General features: G+C 63.4%; 14 protein-coding genes. 7 read left to right on the top strand and 7 right to left on the bottom strand.

All coding sequences use genetic code 11. The features are described 5' to 3' along the window. The first annotated feature begins 57 nt into the window (after positions 1-57). The gene (locus tag HU750_RS19465; RefSeq protein WP_186681863.1) at positions 58-852 is read left to right on the top strand and encodes a phosphatase PAP2 family protein; all 795 of its coding nucleotides are present in this window, start codon (positions 58-60) and stop codon (positions 850-852) included. A gap of 75 nt (positions 853-927) precedes the next feature. Here HU750_RS19465 and hslR read toward each other — a convergent pair whose 3' ends face one another. Further along, a complete protein-coding gene (gene hslR, locus HU750_RS19460; protein ID WP_099428071.1) occupies positions 928-1329 on the bottom strand; it encodes an Hsp15 family ribosome-associated heat shock protein in 402 nt (133 codons plus the stop codon). Between the two features lie 109 nt (positions 1330-1438). On the opposite strand from hslR, the gene rimB reads away from it, so the two are divergent. Together rimB and rimK are read left to right on the top strand one after the other, a co-directional pair. Further along, the gene (gene rimB / locus HU750_RS19455) at positions 1439-1921 is read left to right on the top strand and encodes a retropepsin-like aspartic endopeptidase RimB (RefSeq protein WP_027595189.1); all 483 of its coding nucleotides are present in this window, start codon (positions 1439-1441) and stop codon (positions 1919-1921) included. After that, positions 1918-2823 carry a 30S ribosomal protein S6--L-glutamate ligase gene (gene rimK / locus HU750_RS19450; protein WP_012316721.1) on the top strand — a complete coding sequence of 302 codons (906 nt, stop codon included), beginning with the start codon at positions 1918-1920 and terminating at the stop codon, positions 2821-2823. The genes rimB and rimK overlap by 4 nt, the downstream gene beginning before the upstream one ends. Before the next feature lie 116 nt (positions 2824-2939). On the opposite strand, the gene HU750_RS19445 is transcribed toward rimK, so the two are convergent. Together HU750_RS19445 and ompR are read right to left on the bottom strand one after the other, a co-directional pair. Continuing rightward, positions 2940-4253, bottom strand: a complete 1314-nt coding sequence (locus HU750_RS19445) for an ATP-binding protein (protein WP_027595188.1) — start codon at positions 4251-4253, stop codon at positions 2940-2942. A 13-nt stretch (positions 4254-4266) separates the two neighbouring features. After that, a complete protein-coding gene (gene ompR, locus HU750_RS19440; RefSeq protein ID WP_027595187.1) occupies positions 4267-5007 on the bottom strand; it encodes an osmolarity response regulator transcription factor OmpR in 741 nt (246 codons plus the stop codon). A gap of 227 nt (positions 5008-5234) precedes the next feature. On the opposite strand from ompR, the gene HU750_RS19435 reads away from it, so the two are divergent. The 4 genes from HU750_RS19435 (at position 5235) to HU750_RS19420 (ending at position 10411) form a co-directional block, all read left to right on the top strand. Further along, positions 5235-7559, top strand: a complete 2325-nt coding sequence (locus HU750_RS19435; protein ID WP_186681861.1) for a Tex family protein — start codon at positions 5235-5237, stop codon at positions 7557-7559. Further along, positions 7559-7942: a PaaI family thioesterase gene (locus HU750_RS19430; RefSeq protein ID WP_050580765.1), complete on the top strand. Its 384-nt coding sequence runs from the start codon at positions 7559-7561 to the stop codon at positions 7940-7942. Before HU750_RS19435 ends, HU750_RS19430 begins: the two co-directional genes overlap by 1 nt. A gap of 259 nt (positions 7943-8201) precedes the next feature. Next, positions 8202-9779, top strand: coding sequence for a glutamate--cysteine ligase (gene gshA / locus HU750_RS19425; RefSeq protein WP_189662628.1), 1578 nt, complete (start codon positions 8202-8204; stop codon positions 9777-9779). Continuing rightward, on the top strand, positions 9779-10411 hold the full coding sequence (locus HU750_RS19420) for a TetR/AcrR family transcriptional regulator (RefSeq protein WP_186681857.1): 633 nt from the start codon (positions 9779-9781) through the stop codon (positions 10409-10411). Before gshA ends, HU750_RS19420 begins: the two co-directional genes overlap by 1 nt. Before the next feature lie 140 nt (positions 10412-10551). Here the strand turns inward: HU750_RS19420 and HU750_RS19415 are convergent, their stop codons facing one another. The 4 genes from HU750_RS19415 to ssuD are packed head-to-tail and all read right to left on the bottom strand — an operon-like array spanning position 10552 to position 13577. After that, on the bottom strand, positions 10552-10767 hold the full coding sequence (locus HU750_RS19415) for a TOBE domain-containing protein (protein WP_027595183.1): 216 nt from the start codon (positions 10765-10767) through the stop codon (positions 10552-10554). A gap of 44 nt (positions 10768-10811) precedes the next feature. Further along, entirely contained in the window at positions 10812-11624 is an 813-nt protein-coding gene (ssuB, locus tag HU750_RS19410; protein WP_027595182.1) for an aliphatic sulfonates ABC transporter ATP-binding protein, read from the bottom strand. Continuing rightward, positions 11621-12418 carry an aliphatic sulfonate ABC transporter permease SsuC gene (gene ssuC / locus HU750_RS19405; RefSeq protein WP_027595181.1) on the bottom strand — a complete coding sequence of 266 codons (798 nt, stop codon included), beginning with the start codon at positions 12416-12418 and terminating at the stop codon, positions 11621-11623. Before ssuC ends, ssuB begins: the two co-directional genes overlap by 4 nt. A gap of 10 nt (positions 12419-12428) precedes the next feature. Further along, positions 12429-13577, bottom strand: coding sequence for an FMNH2-dependent alkanesulfonate monooxygenase (ssuD, locus tag HU750_RS19400; RefSeq protein ID WP_186681855.1), 1149 nt, complete (start codon positions 13575-13577; stop codon positions 12429-12431). Positions 13578-13637 lie beyond the last annotated feature (60 nt).

The following is a 13637-nucleotide window of genomic DNA, read 5'->3' as shown; positions in this document are numbered from 1 at the left end:
GCCCGTGGCAGAGCGCTCACAAGGCGCTCCGATTCCTGTTGGCAATAGAGGTATCTTATGGACAATCGACCACTGTTCCAAGCAAGGTGGTCCTTCGGGCCCTTGGCAGCCTGCACACTGCTGCCCATCGCTCTACTGTGTTTCTGGTTATGGCCTTTTGGCCAGATCCTGTGCCTGACTTTCGACGAGTGGCTGTTCCACAGCCTCAATGCGCCGCTGGCTGACAACACCACCTGGCGCTACATCTGGACCCTGGGCAGCCTGCGCCCGTTCGACATCGTGGTCGGGCTGATCCTTCTGGCGGTGCTGATCCGTGGCAACTGGGTGTTCAAAGCCTGCCAGGTGCGTGAGGCGTTTTTCGGCTTTCTGGTGACCCTGATCCTATTAGTGGTGATTCGCGCGCTGTTTTCCAAGTGGGTGGATGCTGCAGGGTGGCAACACAAGAGCCCGTCGATGATCTTCGATGACGTCGTGCACCTCAGTGACTATTACCCGAACCTGGAAGCGGCCTGGGAACTCAAGGACCGCTCCAGCAAGAGTTTCCCAGGCGATCACGCCTCGGTGCTGCTGGTCTGGGCGTTGTTCATGAGCGTGTTCAGCCGTCGCCTGGTGCACTACCTGGTGGTCTGGGGGCTGGCGCTGGTGTTCATGCTGCCACGCTTGGTGGCGGGCGCCCATTGGGGCCAGGACGACTACATCGGCGGGTTGCTGATGGCGGTGCTGGCGTTGGGGTGGAGTTGCTATACGCCTCTGGCGGCCAAAGGCAGTGCGGCGTTGATGCGCTGGACCGCGCCGTTGTTTGCCTTGGCAGGCAGGTTACCGTTGGTCGGTAGATTGGCGGTGGTTCGCTAACAGCGGGGGGCCGCTTTGCGGCCCATTCGCAGGCAAGCCAGCTCCTACCTCGATCGCGCAGCCTTAGGGGCCTAGCTATTCAAAGCTACCGTGCAGTTGGTGAATCTGTCGCCGCTGCTTCTTGTTTGGCCGGCCATCGGTGGTCACACCCATCGCCCCGGCTTTGCGCATTTCGGCAGCCTGTTCGCGGCGGCGCACACTCTCTTCGGTTTCTGCATACAGCGCCTGCGCTTCGGGCGCCCCGCGCCTGACCACCGACAGCGCCTTGACCACCACTGTGCGCTCGTCAAACCCGGTGCGCAGGACAAACTCATCCCCTACCCTCGGTTCCTTGCCCGGCTTGCAGCGTTCGCCCCGGCAATGCACCTTGCCACTTTCGATGGCCGCCTTGGCCAGCGCACGAGTCTTGTAGAACCGCGCCGCCCATAGCCATTTGTCCAGGCGAACCTTGTCGTCTTCTTCCGCCTTGTGTGCCATCCCGTTACCTCGAATTCTGTCTTTAATCGAACTGTACTACCGTATCTTGCGGATGCAAAAAGTCCACGCCGTGCTTACAGTTCACCACCTTATCCCCTGGGTGCGCTTCGTGAAGACATTTGACCATTTGACTGTGATCGGCCTGCGCGAGTGGGTAGCCCTGCCCGACCTTGGCGTCGCCGGGCTGCGCGCCAAGATCGATACCGGCGCCAGTACGTCCAGCCTGCACGCCACCGAGGTGGAACAGTTCGAACGTGACGGCCAACCGTGGGTCCGATTTACTGCGCACCTGGGTTCGGTGGTGCAGTTGCGCCACCGCCGTTGCGAAGCGCCACTGGTGACCATGAAGACCATCAAGAGCTCCAATGGCCACGCCCAGACCCGCTATGTGATTCGCACATCGCTGGCACTGGGCGATAGCGTGTGGGAAGTCGAGTTCACCCTGGCCTGTCGCAAAGAGATGCGCTACCGCCTGCTGCTGGGTTCCAAGGCACTTATTCACGGCCACTTGGTGGTCAACCCTGGCCTGAAGTACGTACAAGACAAACCGGCCTTTCCGGCCACCCTTTCCCCTGTCACAGGTGCTGCATGAAGATCGCTGTGCTGTCGCGCAATCCGCGTCTGTATTCCACCCGCCGCCTGGTCGAAGCCGGTACCCAGCGTGGCCACGAAATGGTGGTGATCGATACCCTGCGGGCCTACATGAACATCGCCAGCCACAAGCCGCAGATCCACTACCGCGGCAAGCCACTGGAAGGCTTCGATGCGGTGATCCCGCGCATCGGTGCCTCGGTGACGTTCTATGGCTGCGCGGTGCTGCGCCAGTTCGAGATGATGGGCGTCTACCCGCTCAACGAGTCGGTGGCCATCGCCCGCTCGCGTGACAAGCTGCGCTCGTTGCAGTTGCTGTCGCGCCGTGGCATCGGCCTGCCGATCACCGGTTTCGCCCACTCACCTGACGACATCCCGGACCTGATCCAGATGGTCAACGGCGCGCCCCTGGTGATCAAGGTGCTGGAAGGTACTCAGGGCATTGGCGTGGTGCTGTGCGAAACAACTCAAGCTGCAGAGTCGGTGATCGAAGCGTTCATGGGCCTGAAGCAGAACATCATGGTGCAGGAATACATCAAGGAGGCCGGCGGGGCCGACATTCGCTGCTTTGTGGTGGGTGACAAGGTGATTGCTTCGATGAAGCGTCAGGCCAAGCCCGGCGAGTTTCGCTCCAACTTGCATCGGGGTGGGGTGGCCAGCCTGATCAAGATCACGCCAGAAGAGCGGATTACCGCCATTCGTGCGGCCAAGGTGATGGGGCTGAGCGTGGCGGGGGTGGATATCCTGCGCTCCAACCATGGGCCGTTGGTGATGGAGGTGAATTCGTCGCCGGGGTTGGAAGGGATTGAAGTCACCACCGGGAAGAACGTGGCCGGGATGATCATCGAGCACCTGGAGAAGAATGGCGGGCCGAATCAGACTCGGACCAAGGGTAAGGGCTGAAATGTTGGGGCTGCTTTGCAGCCCATTCGCAGCACAAGGCTGCTCCTACAGGGGTTACGCGTTTCCTTGTAGGAGCAGCCTTGTGCTGCGAATGGGCCGCAAAGCGGCCCCGACAATCACACCGCATTACGCGGCAGCAAAAGCCCCAACGGCAACCTGACCCGCGCCTCGATCCCGCCACCCGACCGGTTGCGCAACTCGACATTCCCGCCATGCTGGGCCGCGATGCGCTTGACGATCGCCAGGCCCAACCCGGTGCCCTTGCCACCACGGGCACGGTCACCGCGAATGAACGGGTTGAAGATCGTCTCCAGCTCCGACTCGTCGATCCCCGTCCCCCGGTCCAGCACGCTGAGCACCACGTAAGGCGCGCTCTCGTCGCCGGACACATAGGCCGCCACTTCCACGCCCTTGCCGGCATGGTGCAGGGCGTTGCCGATCAAGTTGCCCAGCATGCGCTTGAGCGAAACCCGACGCAGCGGGAACGGCGGAATCGGCTCCAGGCACAGCCGTACACGTTCTTCGGGCTGGTTGTACGGGGCCACCACTTCGCGCACCAGGTCGGCCAGGTCGACCTCTTCCACCGGCTCGTCACGGCCATCGCGAATGAACGCCAGGAACTGGTCCAGAATCGCGTCCATGTCCTCGATATCGCGGACCATGTCATCGCTAAGCTCGTTGTCACTGTCCAGCAGCGAAAGCGACAGGCGCAGCCGCGTCAGCGGTGTACGCAAGTCGTGGGAAACCCCTGCCAGCATCAACTCGCGTTCACGCCCGGCCTGCTCGACATCCTCAGCCATCTGGTTGAACGCGCGGTACACCTCGGTCATCTCACTGGGCGTATCGCTGATTGGCAAGCGCACGCTGCGCCCCTGGCCCAGTTGCCGGGCGGCAAACACCAGGCGCTTGAGCGGCTGGTTCAGCTGGCGCACGAAAATCCAGGCAGAGGCGGTGGACAACAGGCCGATGGCCAGGAACCAGCCAAGCACGTTCCAGATCTTCTGCCCCCGCAGCGGGTGCGGGTACAGCGGCACTTTGAGCCAGCCAGGGCCGAGGCTCGGCGCATTGACCCACAACGCCGGTGGCGCATGGATGCGCAGGCGTACTTCGGTGTCTTCGCCCAGTTCGGCCTGCATCTGGCGCTGGTAGATCTCGCTATAAGGCCAGTGCTGCTCGCCTTCCGGCACACCCGAGCCGGTCACCCGGATCAGGCCTGCGGCTTCGGCGATCTTGTCACGGTTCTCTTCATCGGCAGCCCAATAGGCGCGCAAGGTCAATGCAACACCGTGGCTGTACTGACGGTCGACCAGCACATCCTCGTTCATCAACAGGTAAACGAGGGTCAGCGCCTTGGAAAACAGGACGACGATCAGCACCAGCCACAGCGTGCGGGCGAAGAAACTTTGCGGGAACCACAACGGCGTTCTCATGGACGACGCGGCATCATTTGCCGGCGTTTCCGTCCGGCACGAAGACGTACCCTACGCCCCAGACCGTCTGGATATACCGTGGCTTGGACGGGTCGGGCTCGATCATGCGGCGCAGGCGCGAGATCTGCACGTCGATGGAACGCTCCAGGGCATCCCACTCGCGGCCACGGGCCAGGTTCATCAGTTTGTCGCGGGTCAGCGGTTCACGCGCATGCATGACCAGCGCCTTGAGCACGGCGAACTCACCGGTGGTGAGCATGTGCACTTCGTCGCCGCGTTTAAGCTCGCGGGTGGCCAGCGACAGCTCGTAATCACCGAAGGTGACCGATTCGTCCTCGCTGCCCGGGGCACCCGGGACGCTCGGCGCCTGGCGGCGCAGCACGGCCTTGACCCGGGCCATCAGTTCGTCCGGGTTGAAGGGTTTGCCCAGGTAGTCGTCAGCGCCCAGCTCCAGCCCTTTGATGCGGCTGAGCTCGTCGCCTTTGGCGGTGAGCATGATGATCGGGATCTGGTTGTTCGACTGGCGCAGGCGCTTGCAGGCGGACAGGCCATCTTCGCCCGGCAGCATCAGGTCGAGCACCACCAGGTTGAACACCTCCCGCGAGAGCAGGCGGTCCATCTGTTCGGTGTTGGGCACCGCGCGGGCACGGTAGCCCTTGCTGGTGAAGAAACGCTCCAGCAGGCTGCTCAGCCCCGGATCGTCGTCGACGATGAGAATCTTGTCACCTTCAGCGGTGTTTGCAGTGCCGGTCATGAATTACTCCTCTGGTATCGCCGCGCATTATGGCGTAGCCGTTGCAACGCGTGCCGTGAGCATTGTTAGCAGATTTTTCCCCCGGCGCCAGTTCCGGGCCGTTCAGGCTGGCTTGGCGCCATCACCGCAAGCCGGTCACGATGGGTATAATGCGCGGCTTTCATCCAGTGCCGTCGGGCTGCAAACCCGCGCGCGGCCCCCGTATTCACAATTGTCAGGTGGTTTACATGGACAGCATCAACAGCCGTATCGCCGAGGAACTGGGCGTACGCCCACAACAGGTCGAAGCGGCCGTGGGCCTGTTGGACGAAGGCTCGACCGTGCCCTTCATCGCCCGTTACCGCAAGGAAGTGACCGGCAGCCTGGACGACACCCAACTGCGCCACCTGGAAGAGCGCCTGCGCTACCTGCGCGAACTTGACGAGCGCCGCGCCAGCATCCTGTCCAGCATTGAGGAACAGGGCAAGCTGACCCCGGAACTGGCCCGCGAGATCAAGCTGGCCGACACCAAGACCCGCCTCGAAGACCTTTACCTGCCGTACAAGCAAAAGCGCCGCACCAAGGGCCAGATCGCCCTGGAAGCCGGCCTCGGCGAGCTGGCCGACGGTTTGTTCAACGACCCGCAGCTGACCCCGGAAACCGAAGCGGCCCGCTTCGTCGACGCCGAAAAGGGCGTGGCCGATGTCAAGGCGGCGCTGGAAGGCGCGAAATACATCCTCATGGAGCGCTTCGCCGAAGACGCCGCCCTGCTCGACAAGCTGCGCAACTTCCTCAAGCAGGAGTCGGTGCTCAGCGCCCGCGTGGTGGCTGGCAAGGAAGAAGAAGGCGCCAAATTCCGCGACTACTTCGCCCATGACGAACTGCTGCGCAACGCCCCGTCGCACCGTGCCCTGGCGATTTTCCGCGGGCGCAACGAAGGCATCCTGAGCGCCTCGCTCAAAGTCGGTGAAGAACTGCCAGGCACCCTGCACCCGTGCGAAGTGATGATCGGCAACCACGTCGGCGTTGAAAACCGCAGCCGGCCGGCCGACAAGTGGCTGGGCGAGGTGGTGCGCTGGACCTGGAAGGTCAAGCTGTACACCCACCTGGAAACCGACCTGTTCGGCGAACTGCGCGACAACGCAGAAAGCGAGGCGATCAACGTGTTCGCCCACAACCTGCACGACCTGCTGCTGGCCGCCCCGGCCGGCCCGCGCGCCACCTTGGGCTTCGACCCAGGCCTGCGCACCGGTTGCAAGATCGCCGTGGTCGACGCCACCGGCAAACTGCTGGACTACACGACGGTCTACCCGCACGCGCCGAAAAACGACTGGGACCGCACCATTTCCATCATGGCCGCACTGTGCGCCAAGCACGCGGTGGAACTGATCGCCATCGGCAACGGCACCGCCAGCCGCGAAAGCGACAAGCTGGTGGCCGAGCTGGTCAAAAAATACCCAGCCCTGAAAATCACCAAGATCATGGTCTCCGAGGCCGGTGCGTCGGTGTACTCGGCATCGGAACTGGCCGCCCGCGAGTTCCCGGACCTGGACGTATCGATCCGCGGCGCTGTGTCGATTGCCCGTCGCCTGCAGGACCCACTGGCAGAGCTGGTGAAGATCGACCCGAAATCCATCGGTGTCGGCCAGTACCAGCACGACGTGTCCCAGCTGAAGCTGGCGCGTGGCCTGGACGCCGTGGTCGAGGACTGCGTGAACGCCGTGGGCGTGGACGTGAACACGGCCTCGGTGGCGCTGCTGACCCGTATCTCCGGCCTTAACGCCACGCTGGCACAGAACATCGTCGCCCACCGCGATGCCAACGGCCCGTTCGCGACCCGCGCAGCGCTGAAAAAGGTCAGCCGCCTCGGTGAAAAAACCTTCGAACAAGCCGCCGGCTTCCTGCGTGTGATGAACGGCGACAACCCGCTGGACGCCTCCGCCGTGCACCCTGAGGCCTACCCGCTGGTGCAACGCATCGCCGCTGGCACCGACCGCGACATCCGCTCGCTGATCGGCGACAGCAGCTTCCTCAAGCGCCTGGACCCGAAGCAGTTCACCGACGAGTCCTTCGGCCTGCCGACCGTTACCGACATCCTGCAAGAGCTGGACAAACCCGGCCGCGACCCACGCCCTGAGTTCAAGACCGCCACCTTCCAGGACGGCGTCGAAGACCTCAAGGACCTGGAGCCTGGCATGATCCTCGAAGGCGTGGTCACCAACGTCACCAACTTCGGTGCTTTCGTCGACATCGGCGTGCACCAGGACGGCCTGGTGCACATCTCGGCATTGTCCGAGAAGTTCATCAAAGACCCGCGTGAAGCGGTCAAGGCCGGCGACGTGGTCAAGGTCAAGGTCATGGAAGTGGACATCCCGCGCAAACGTGTCGGGCTGTCCATGCGCATGGGCGATACCCCGGGCGAGAAGGTCGAAGGCAACCGTGGCGGCGGCCGTGGCAACGGCGGCAATCGCCAGCAGCAGGCCCCGCGCCAGCGTGAAACTGCCACTGCCGCCCCGGCCAACAATGCCATGGCGTCGTTGTTCGCCAACGCCAAGCAGCTGAAGAAGAAGTGATGGACGTCCCGCGCGAATACGTCGAAAGCGCCTTCAGCCAACTGCTTGGCTGCCGCCTGCAACGCCTGGACACAGGCGTTGCCGAAGTGGCCCTGGCGCTTGAGCCGCAACTGCGCAACCGTGGCCAGAAACTGCACGGTGGGGCGATCTTCAGCCTGGTGGACATCGCCATGGGCCTGGCCTGCTCGGCCAGCCATGGTTTCGACCAGCAGAGCGTGACCATTGAATGCAAGATCAACTACATGCGCGCGGTCAGTGATGGCGAGGTGCTGTGCACGGCCCGTGTGCTGCACGCCGGGCGGCGCACGCTGGTGGTCGACGCCGACGTAGTTCAAGGCGACAAACTGGTGGCCAAAGCGCAAGGAACCTTCGCGGTTCTCTAGCTCACCAAGCTGTATCTGCGGTATTTTCAGCAGCAACTTGGTGCCACTTCGTGCCGCATCGCCGGCAAGCCGGCTCCCACAAGGTCCCCGCTGACCTTCTGTGGGAGCCGGCTTGCCGGCGATGGGGCGCAAAGCGGCCCCACAATTCGGTGCCGGAACCGCGTAAACCAGGCGACAACGCCAGTTCCTTTCTTCCTACCCTTGTAGACCGTTATCTCTACCCCCATATTGGGGCGACTGACGCGTGAAGGAATACATCTTGAGCGAACTCCTCAACCGCCGCCTGAGCCTGCTCGGCGCAAATCTCCCCCTGCTCAAGCAGTGCCTGCACGGTATTGAGCGAGAATGCCTGCGCGTGACCGATGAAGGTCGCCTGGCCCAGACCCCGCACCCTGAGGCCTTGGGTTCGGCGCTGACCAACGAGCAGATCACCACCGATTATTCCGAGTCGCTGCTGGAGTTCATCACCCCGGCCCTGGCGGACCCGGCCCAGGTGCTCGAGAACCTCGACGAGATCCACCGCTTCGTCTACACCAAGCTGGGTAGCGAATACCTGTGGAGCCCGTCGATGCCCTGCGCGTTGCCGGCCGAGGAAGACATCCCGATTGCCGAATACGGCAGCTCGAACATCGGCAAGCTCAAGCACGTGTACCGCAAAGGCCTGGCCCTGCGCTATGGCCGCACCATGCAGTGCATCGCCGGTATCCATTACAACTTCTCGCTGCCTGAAGCGTTGTGGCCCTTGCTACGCGCAAGCGAAGGCAGTGCAGAAGAGGCGCGCGATTATCAGTCGTCGGCCTACATCGCGCTGATCCGCAACTTCCGCCGCTACAGCTGGCTTTTGATGTACCTGTTCGGCGCTTCGCCGACCCTGGACAAAGGCTTCCTGCGTGGCCGCCCGCACCAGCTCGAAGAACTGGATGCCGAAACGTTGTTCCTGCCCTATGCCACCAGCCTGCGCATGAGCGACCTGGGCTACCAGAGCAACGCCCAGGCCGGCCTCACGCCTTGCTACAACAACCTGGCCAGCTACACCGACAGCCTGCGCAAGGCGGTGGGCACGCCCTACCCGCCCTACGTTGAAGTCGGTACGCACGTGGATGGCGAGTGGGTGCAGTTGAACACCAACATCCTGCAAATCGAGAACGAGTACTACTCGAACATCCGCCCCAAGCGTGTCACCTACACCGGCGAGCGGCCGATCCAGGCGCTGACGTCCCGTGGCGTGCAGTACGTCGAAGTGCGCTGCCTGGACATCAACCCGTTCCTGCCGGTCGGGATCGACCTGACCGAAGCGCGTTTCCTCGATGCCTTCCTGCTGTTCTGCGCGCTTGAAGAAAGCCCGCAACTGGACAACGGCGAGTGTGGCCAGTGCACCAGCAACTTCCTGACCGTGGTCAAGGAAGGCCGTCGCCCAGGCTTGGAACTGCACCGTGATGGTCAGGCCATCGCGCTGAAAACCTGGGCTACCGAGTTGATCACTCGCATTGGCCAACTGGCCGAGCTGCTCGACCGCGCCCACGGCGGCGACGCACATGCCAACGCCCTGCAGGAGCAACAGGCCAAGGTCGACGACGCCTCGCTGACTCCATCGGCCCAAGTCCTGGCACGCATGACCGAACATGACGAAAGTTTTGTCCAGTTCTCGCTGCGCCAGAGCCGCGTTCACGCCGAGCGCTTCCGCGAGCAACCGCTCAGCAGCGAACGCCAGCAGGCCTTCGAAACGCTCGCCCGCGAGTCGCTGGCCAAACAGGCCGAGCTTGAGCAGACCGAAGTCGGCGACTTCGACCTGTTCGTCGGCGCCTACCAGGCCAGCATCCTGGCGATCAGCAACTGATGAGCCGCACCGCCTCCCCGCGCAAGCCGCGCGCCAGCAGCCAGGCCAGGATCGAGACGATCCTGGCGGCCGCGCGCGAGCTGCTTGCCGAGCTGGGGGTGGCGGGGTTGTCGATCTACAGCGTGGCCGAGCGGGCGCAGATCCCCCCTTCGTCGGTGTACCACTTCTTCGCCAGCGTCCCAGCCCTGCTGGAGGCGTTGACCGCCGACGTGCACCGGGCGTTTCGCGAGGCGCTGAGTGCACCGATCGACAGCAGTACGCTGACGACCTGGCATGAACTGTCACGGTTGATCGAGCAACGCATGCTGGACATCTACAACGAGGATGCCGCGGCGCGTCAGTTGATCCTGGCGCAGCATGGCCTGAGCGAAGTGGTGCAAGCCGACCGGCAGCACGACATGGAGCTGGGCGACCTGATGTACAAGCTGTTCGACCAGCATTTTCACTTGCCGGTGATGCCTGCGGATGTGGATGTGTTTGCCCTGGCCATGGAGCTGAGCGACCGGGTGTATGCGCGGTCGGTGCAGTTGCATGAACAGATCACGGCGCGTATGGCTGAGGAAGGCAAGCGGGTGTTCGAGGCGTATCTGGGGCTTTATTTGCCGCCGTTTCTGGCTAAGCGTTTGGGTTGAAATCGTTGGGGCCGCTGTGCGGCCCTTCGCGGGACAAGCCCGCTCCCACATGGGATTCGATCTCCTGATGGAAATTCGATCTCTTGTAGGAGCGGGCTTGCCCGCGAAGGGCTGCAGAGCAGCCCCCTTCAACACCAGAATCACAGCTTGGCGATGGACACTTCTGTCGACTTCACAAAGGCAATCACTTCACTGCCCACCTGCAGCTCCAGCTCACGCACGGAGCGGGTGGTGATCACCGAGGTGACAACGCCGGAGGCGGTCTGCACGTCGATTTCCGACAGTACCGGGCCTTCGAGGATTTCTTTCACGGTGCCTTTGAACTGGTTGCGAACGTTGATGGCTTTGATAGTCATGGCTTGATTCCTTCTCTTTGGCTTCAGTCGGGTAAGTGAGTGATTCAGTGCGCCCAACGCAGTTGCGTGGGCAAAGGGGCTACAGGATCCGGCTCAGGCGCAGTGCCCGGAGCCGACAGAACACGGTTGAGCACTTCGCTTTCCAGCGCCGCCAAACGGTGCGAACCACGCGACCTTGGCCGTGCCAGATCGACAGTGAGGTCGAGCCCGACCTCGCCGTCTTCGATCAAGATCACCCGGTCCGCCACGGCAACCGCCTCGCTGACATCGTGGGTGACCAGCAACACGGTGAACCCGTGCTGACGCCAGAGGCGTTCGATCAATTGCTGCATCTCGATACGGGTCAATGCATCCAAGGCACCCAGCGGCTCGTCCAGCAACAGCAGACGCGGCTGGTGAATCAGTGCCCGCGCCAGGGCCACCCGTTGCTTCTGGCCACCGGAGAGTGCTGCCGGCCACTCGTTGGCGCGGTCGGCCAGGCCGACTGCTTCCAGCGCATCCAGCGCACGTGGCCGCCAATTGCCAGACAAGCCCAGGCCGACGTTGTCGATCACCTTCTTCCACGGCAACAGGCGCGCGTCCTGGAACATCAGCCGGGTTTCTTCGCGGGCTTCGGCCAAGGGTGCGGCACCGGCCAGCAATTCACCGGCGCTGGGCTGGTCGAGGCCGGCCAGCAAACGCAGCAAAGTGCTCTTGCCGCAGCCGCTGCGGCCAACGATGGCGACGAACTGGCCGGCCGGGATGTGCAGGTCGATGCCTTTGAGCACTTCACGCTGGCCAAAGGTTTTACGCAGGCCGTTGGATGCCAGGGGGATGCCACGCAGCAGGCGTGGCGGCTGTTCCTTGAGCACGGTCATGCGCCCTCCTTCTTGGCCACTTGATAGGCCGGGTGCCAGCGCAGCCAGACACGTTCCAGGCCGCGGGCGGCGAGGTCAGCGAGCTTGCCAAGCACGGCGTACAGGACGATGGCCAAGACCACCACGTCGGTCTGCAGGAACTCACGGGCGTTCATCGCCAGGTAACCGATACCGGCATTCGCCGAGATGGTTTCTGCCACGATCAGGGTCAGCCACATGAAGCCCAGGGCGAAGCGCACGCCCACCAGAATCGAGGGCAATGCACCTGGCAGGATCACCTGACGGAACAAGCCGAAACCGGACAGGCCATAGCTGCGCGCCATCTCCACCAGGGCCGGGTCAACGTTGCGGATACCGTGGTAGGTGTTGAGGTAGATCGGGAACAACGTGCCCAGAGCGACCAAAAAAATCTTTGCCGACTCATCGATACCGAACCAAAGGATCACCAGTGGGATCAGCGCCAGGTGAGGCACGTTGCGGATCATCTGCACCGAGCTGTCGAGCAGGCGTTCGCCCCAGTTCGACAGGCCAGTGATAAAGCCCAGCGCCAGGCCGATGCTGCCGCCGATGACGAAGCCCAGCCCGGCACGCCAGCCACTGATGGCCAGGTGGGTCCAGATCTCGCCGCTGCGCACCAGCTCGACACCCGCGCTGACCACCGCGCTCGGCGCTGGCAGGATGCGGGTCGACAGCCAGCCCGCGCTGACCGCCAGCTGCCAGGCCGCCAGCAGCAGTACCGGCAGTGCCCATGGGGCCAGGCGCTGGGCCAAGGTAGAAGAAGTTGCACGACTCATGGCCCGGCCCTCAGCGCTGCGACACGGACTTGGGCAGGATGTCGTTGGCCACCATCTCGCCGAACGGGCTCACGTAACCGGTACTTTTCGGTTGCTCCGGGCGCTGTACCTCGAGGTGCGGGAACAGCAGCTCGGCAACGCGGTAGGACTCTTCAAGGTGTGGATAACCCGAGAAGATGAAGGTATCGATGCCCAGCTCGGCGTATTCCTTGACCCGCGCAGCCACGGTAGGGCCATCGCCGACCAGCGCGGTACCGGCGCCGCCGCGTACCAGGCCGACGCCCGCCCACAGGTTGGGGCTGACCTCCAGGTTGTCGCGGTTGCCGCCGTGCAGGGCAGCCATGCGCTGCTGGCCGACCGAGTCGAAACGCGCCAGCGAGGCCTGGGCACGGGCGATGGTTTCGTCGTCCAGGTGCGAGATCAGGCGGTCAGCGGCGGCCCAGGCTTCTTCATTGGTTTCACGCACGATCACGTGCAGGCGGATACCGAAGCGCACTTCGCGGCCTTGGGCGGCAGCCTTTTCGCGCACCTGGGCGATTTTTTCGGCGACGGCGGCCGGTGGCTCGCCCCAGGTGAGGTACAGCTCGACCTGCTCGGCCGCCAGGTCTTGCGCGGCTTCGGACGACCCGCCGAAGTACAGCGGCGGACGCGGTTGCTGAATCGGCGGATAGAGCAGTTTGGCGCCCTTCACCTGGATGTGCTTGCCGTCGTAGTCGACGTTTTCGCCTTCCAGCACCTTGCGCCAGATACGGGTGAACTCGACCGAGGCTTCGTAGCGCTCTTCGTGGCTCAGGTGCAGGCCGTCACCGGCCAGTTCGTCCGGGTCGCCACCGGTGACCAGGTTGAACAGCGCACGGCCGTTGGACAGGCGGTCCAGGGTCGCGGCCTGGCGCGCCGCCACGGTCGGCGAAATGATGCCGGGGCGCAGGGCAACCAGAAACTTCAGGCGCTGGGTGACAGGGATCAACGACGCAGCCACCAGCCAGGAATCCTCGCAGGAACGCCCGGTAGGGATCAGCACCCCACCAAAACCAAGGCGGTCGGCAGCCTGGGCAATTTGCTGCAGGTAGCCGTGATCGACTGCACGGGCGCCATCGGAGGTGCCCAGGTACTTGCCGTCACCGTGTGTGGGAAGAAACCAGAAAATGTTAAGGCTCATTGGAGTTGTCTCCTCAAGGGTGGCTCAAGCCGGAGCAACGCCCCGGCGCAGGCAATTCAA

The sequence above is a fragment of the Pseudomonas sp. SWRI50 genome (genome assembly GCF_014269095.1).
Taxonomy (GTDB): Bacteria; Pseudomonadota; Gammaproteobacteria; order Pseudomonadales; family Pseudomonadaceae; genus Aquipseudomonas; species Aquipseudomonas kermanshahensis.
The sequence above is the reverse complement of the archived record's forward strand: the minus strand, read 5'-3'. Positions and strand labels throughout refer to the sequence as shown.

Coding starts and splice junctions, on each gene's coding strand:
- HU750_RS19465 (WP_186681863.1), top strand. CDS start 58: ATGGACAATCGACCACTGTTCCAAGCAAGGTGGTCCTTCGGGCCCTTG.
- hslR (WP_099428071.1), bottom strand. CDS start 1,329: ATGGCACACAAGGCGGAAGAAGACGACAAGGTTCGCCTGGACAAATGG.
- rimK (WP_012316721.1), top strand. CDS start 1,918: ATGAAGATCGCTGTGCTGTCGCGCAATCCGCGTCTGTATTCCACCCGC.
- HU750_RS19445 (WP_027595188.1), bottom strand. CDS start 4,253: ATGAGAACGCCGTTGTGGTTCCCGCAAAGTTTCTTCGCCCGCACGCTG.
- ompR (WP_027595187.1), bottom strand. CDS start 5,007: ATGACCGGCACTGCAAACACCGCTGAAGGTGACAAGATTCTCATCGTC.
- HU750_RS19435 (WP_186681861.1), top strand. CDS start 5,235: ATGGACAGCATCAACAGCCGTATCGCCGAGGAACTGGGCGTACGCCCA.
- HU750_RS19430 (WP_050580765.1), top strand. CDS start 7,559: ATGGACGTCCCGCGCGAATACGTCGAAAGCGCCTTCAGCCAACTGCTT.
- HU750_RS19420 (WP_186681857.1), top strand. CDS start 9,779: ATGAGCCGCACCGCCTCCCCGCGCAAGCCGCGCGCCAGCAGCCAGGCC.
- HU750_RS19415 (WP_027595183.1), bottom strand. CDS start 10,767: ATGACTATCAAAGCCATCAACGTTCGCAACCAGTTCAAAGGCACCGTG.
- ssuB (WP_027595182.1), bottom strand. CDS start 11,624: ATGACCGTGCTCAAGGAACAGCCGCCACGCCTGCTGCGTGGCATCCCC.
- ssuC (WP_027595181.1), bottom strand. CDS start 12,418: ATGAGTCGTGCAACTTCTTCTACCTTGGCCCAGCGCCTGGCCCCATGG.
- ssuD (WP_186681855.1), bottom strand. CDS start 13,577: ATGAGCCTTAACATTTTCTGGTTTCTTCCCACACACGGTGACGGCAAG.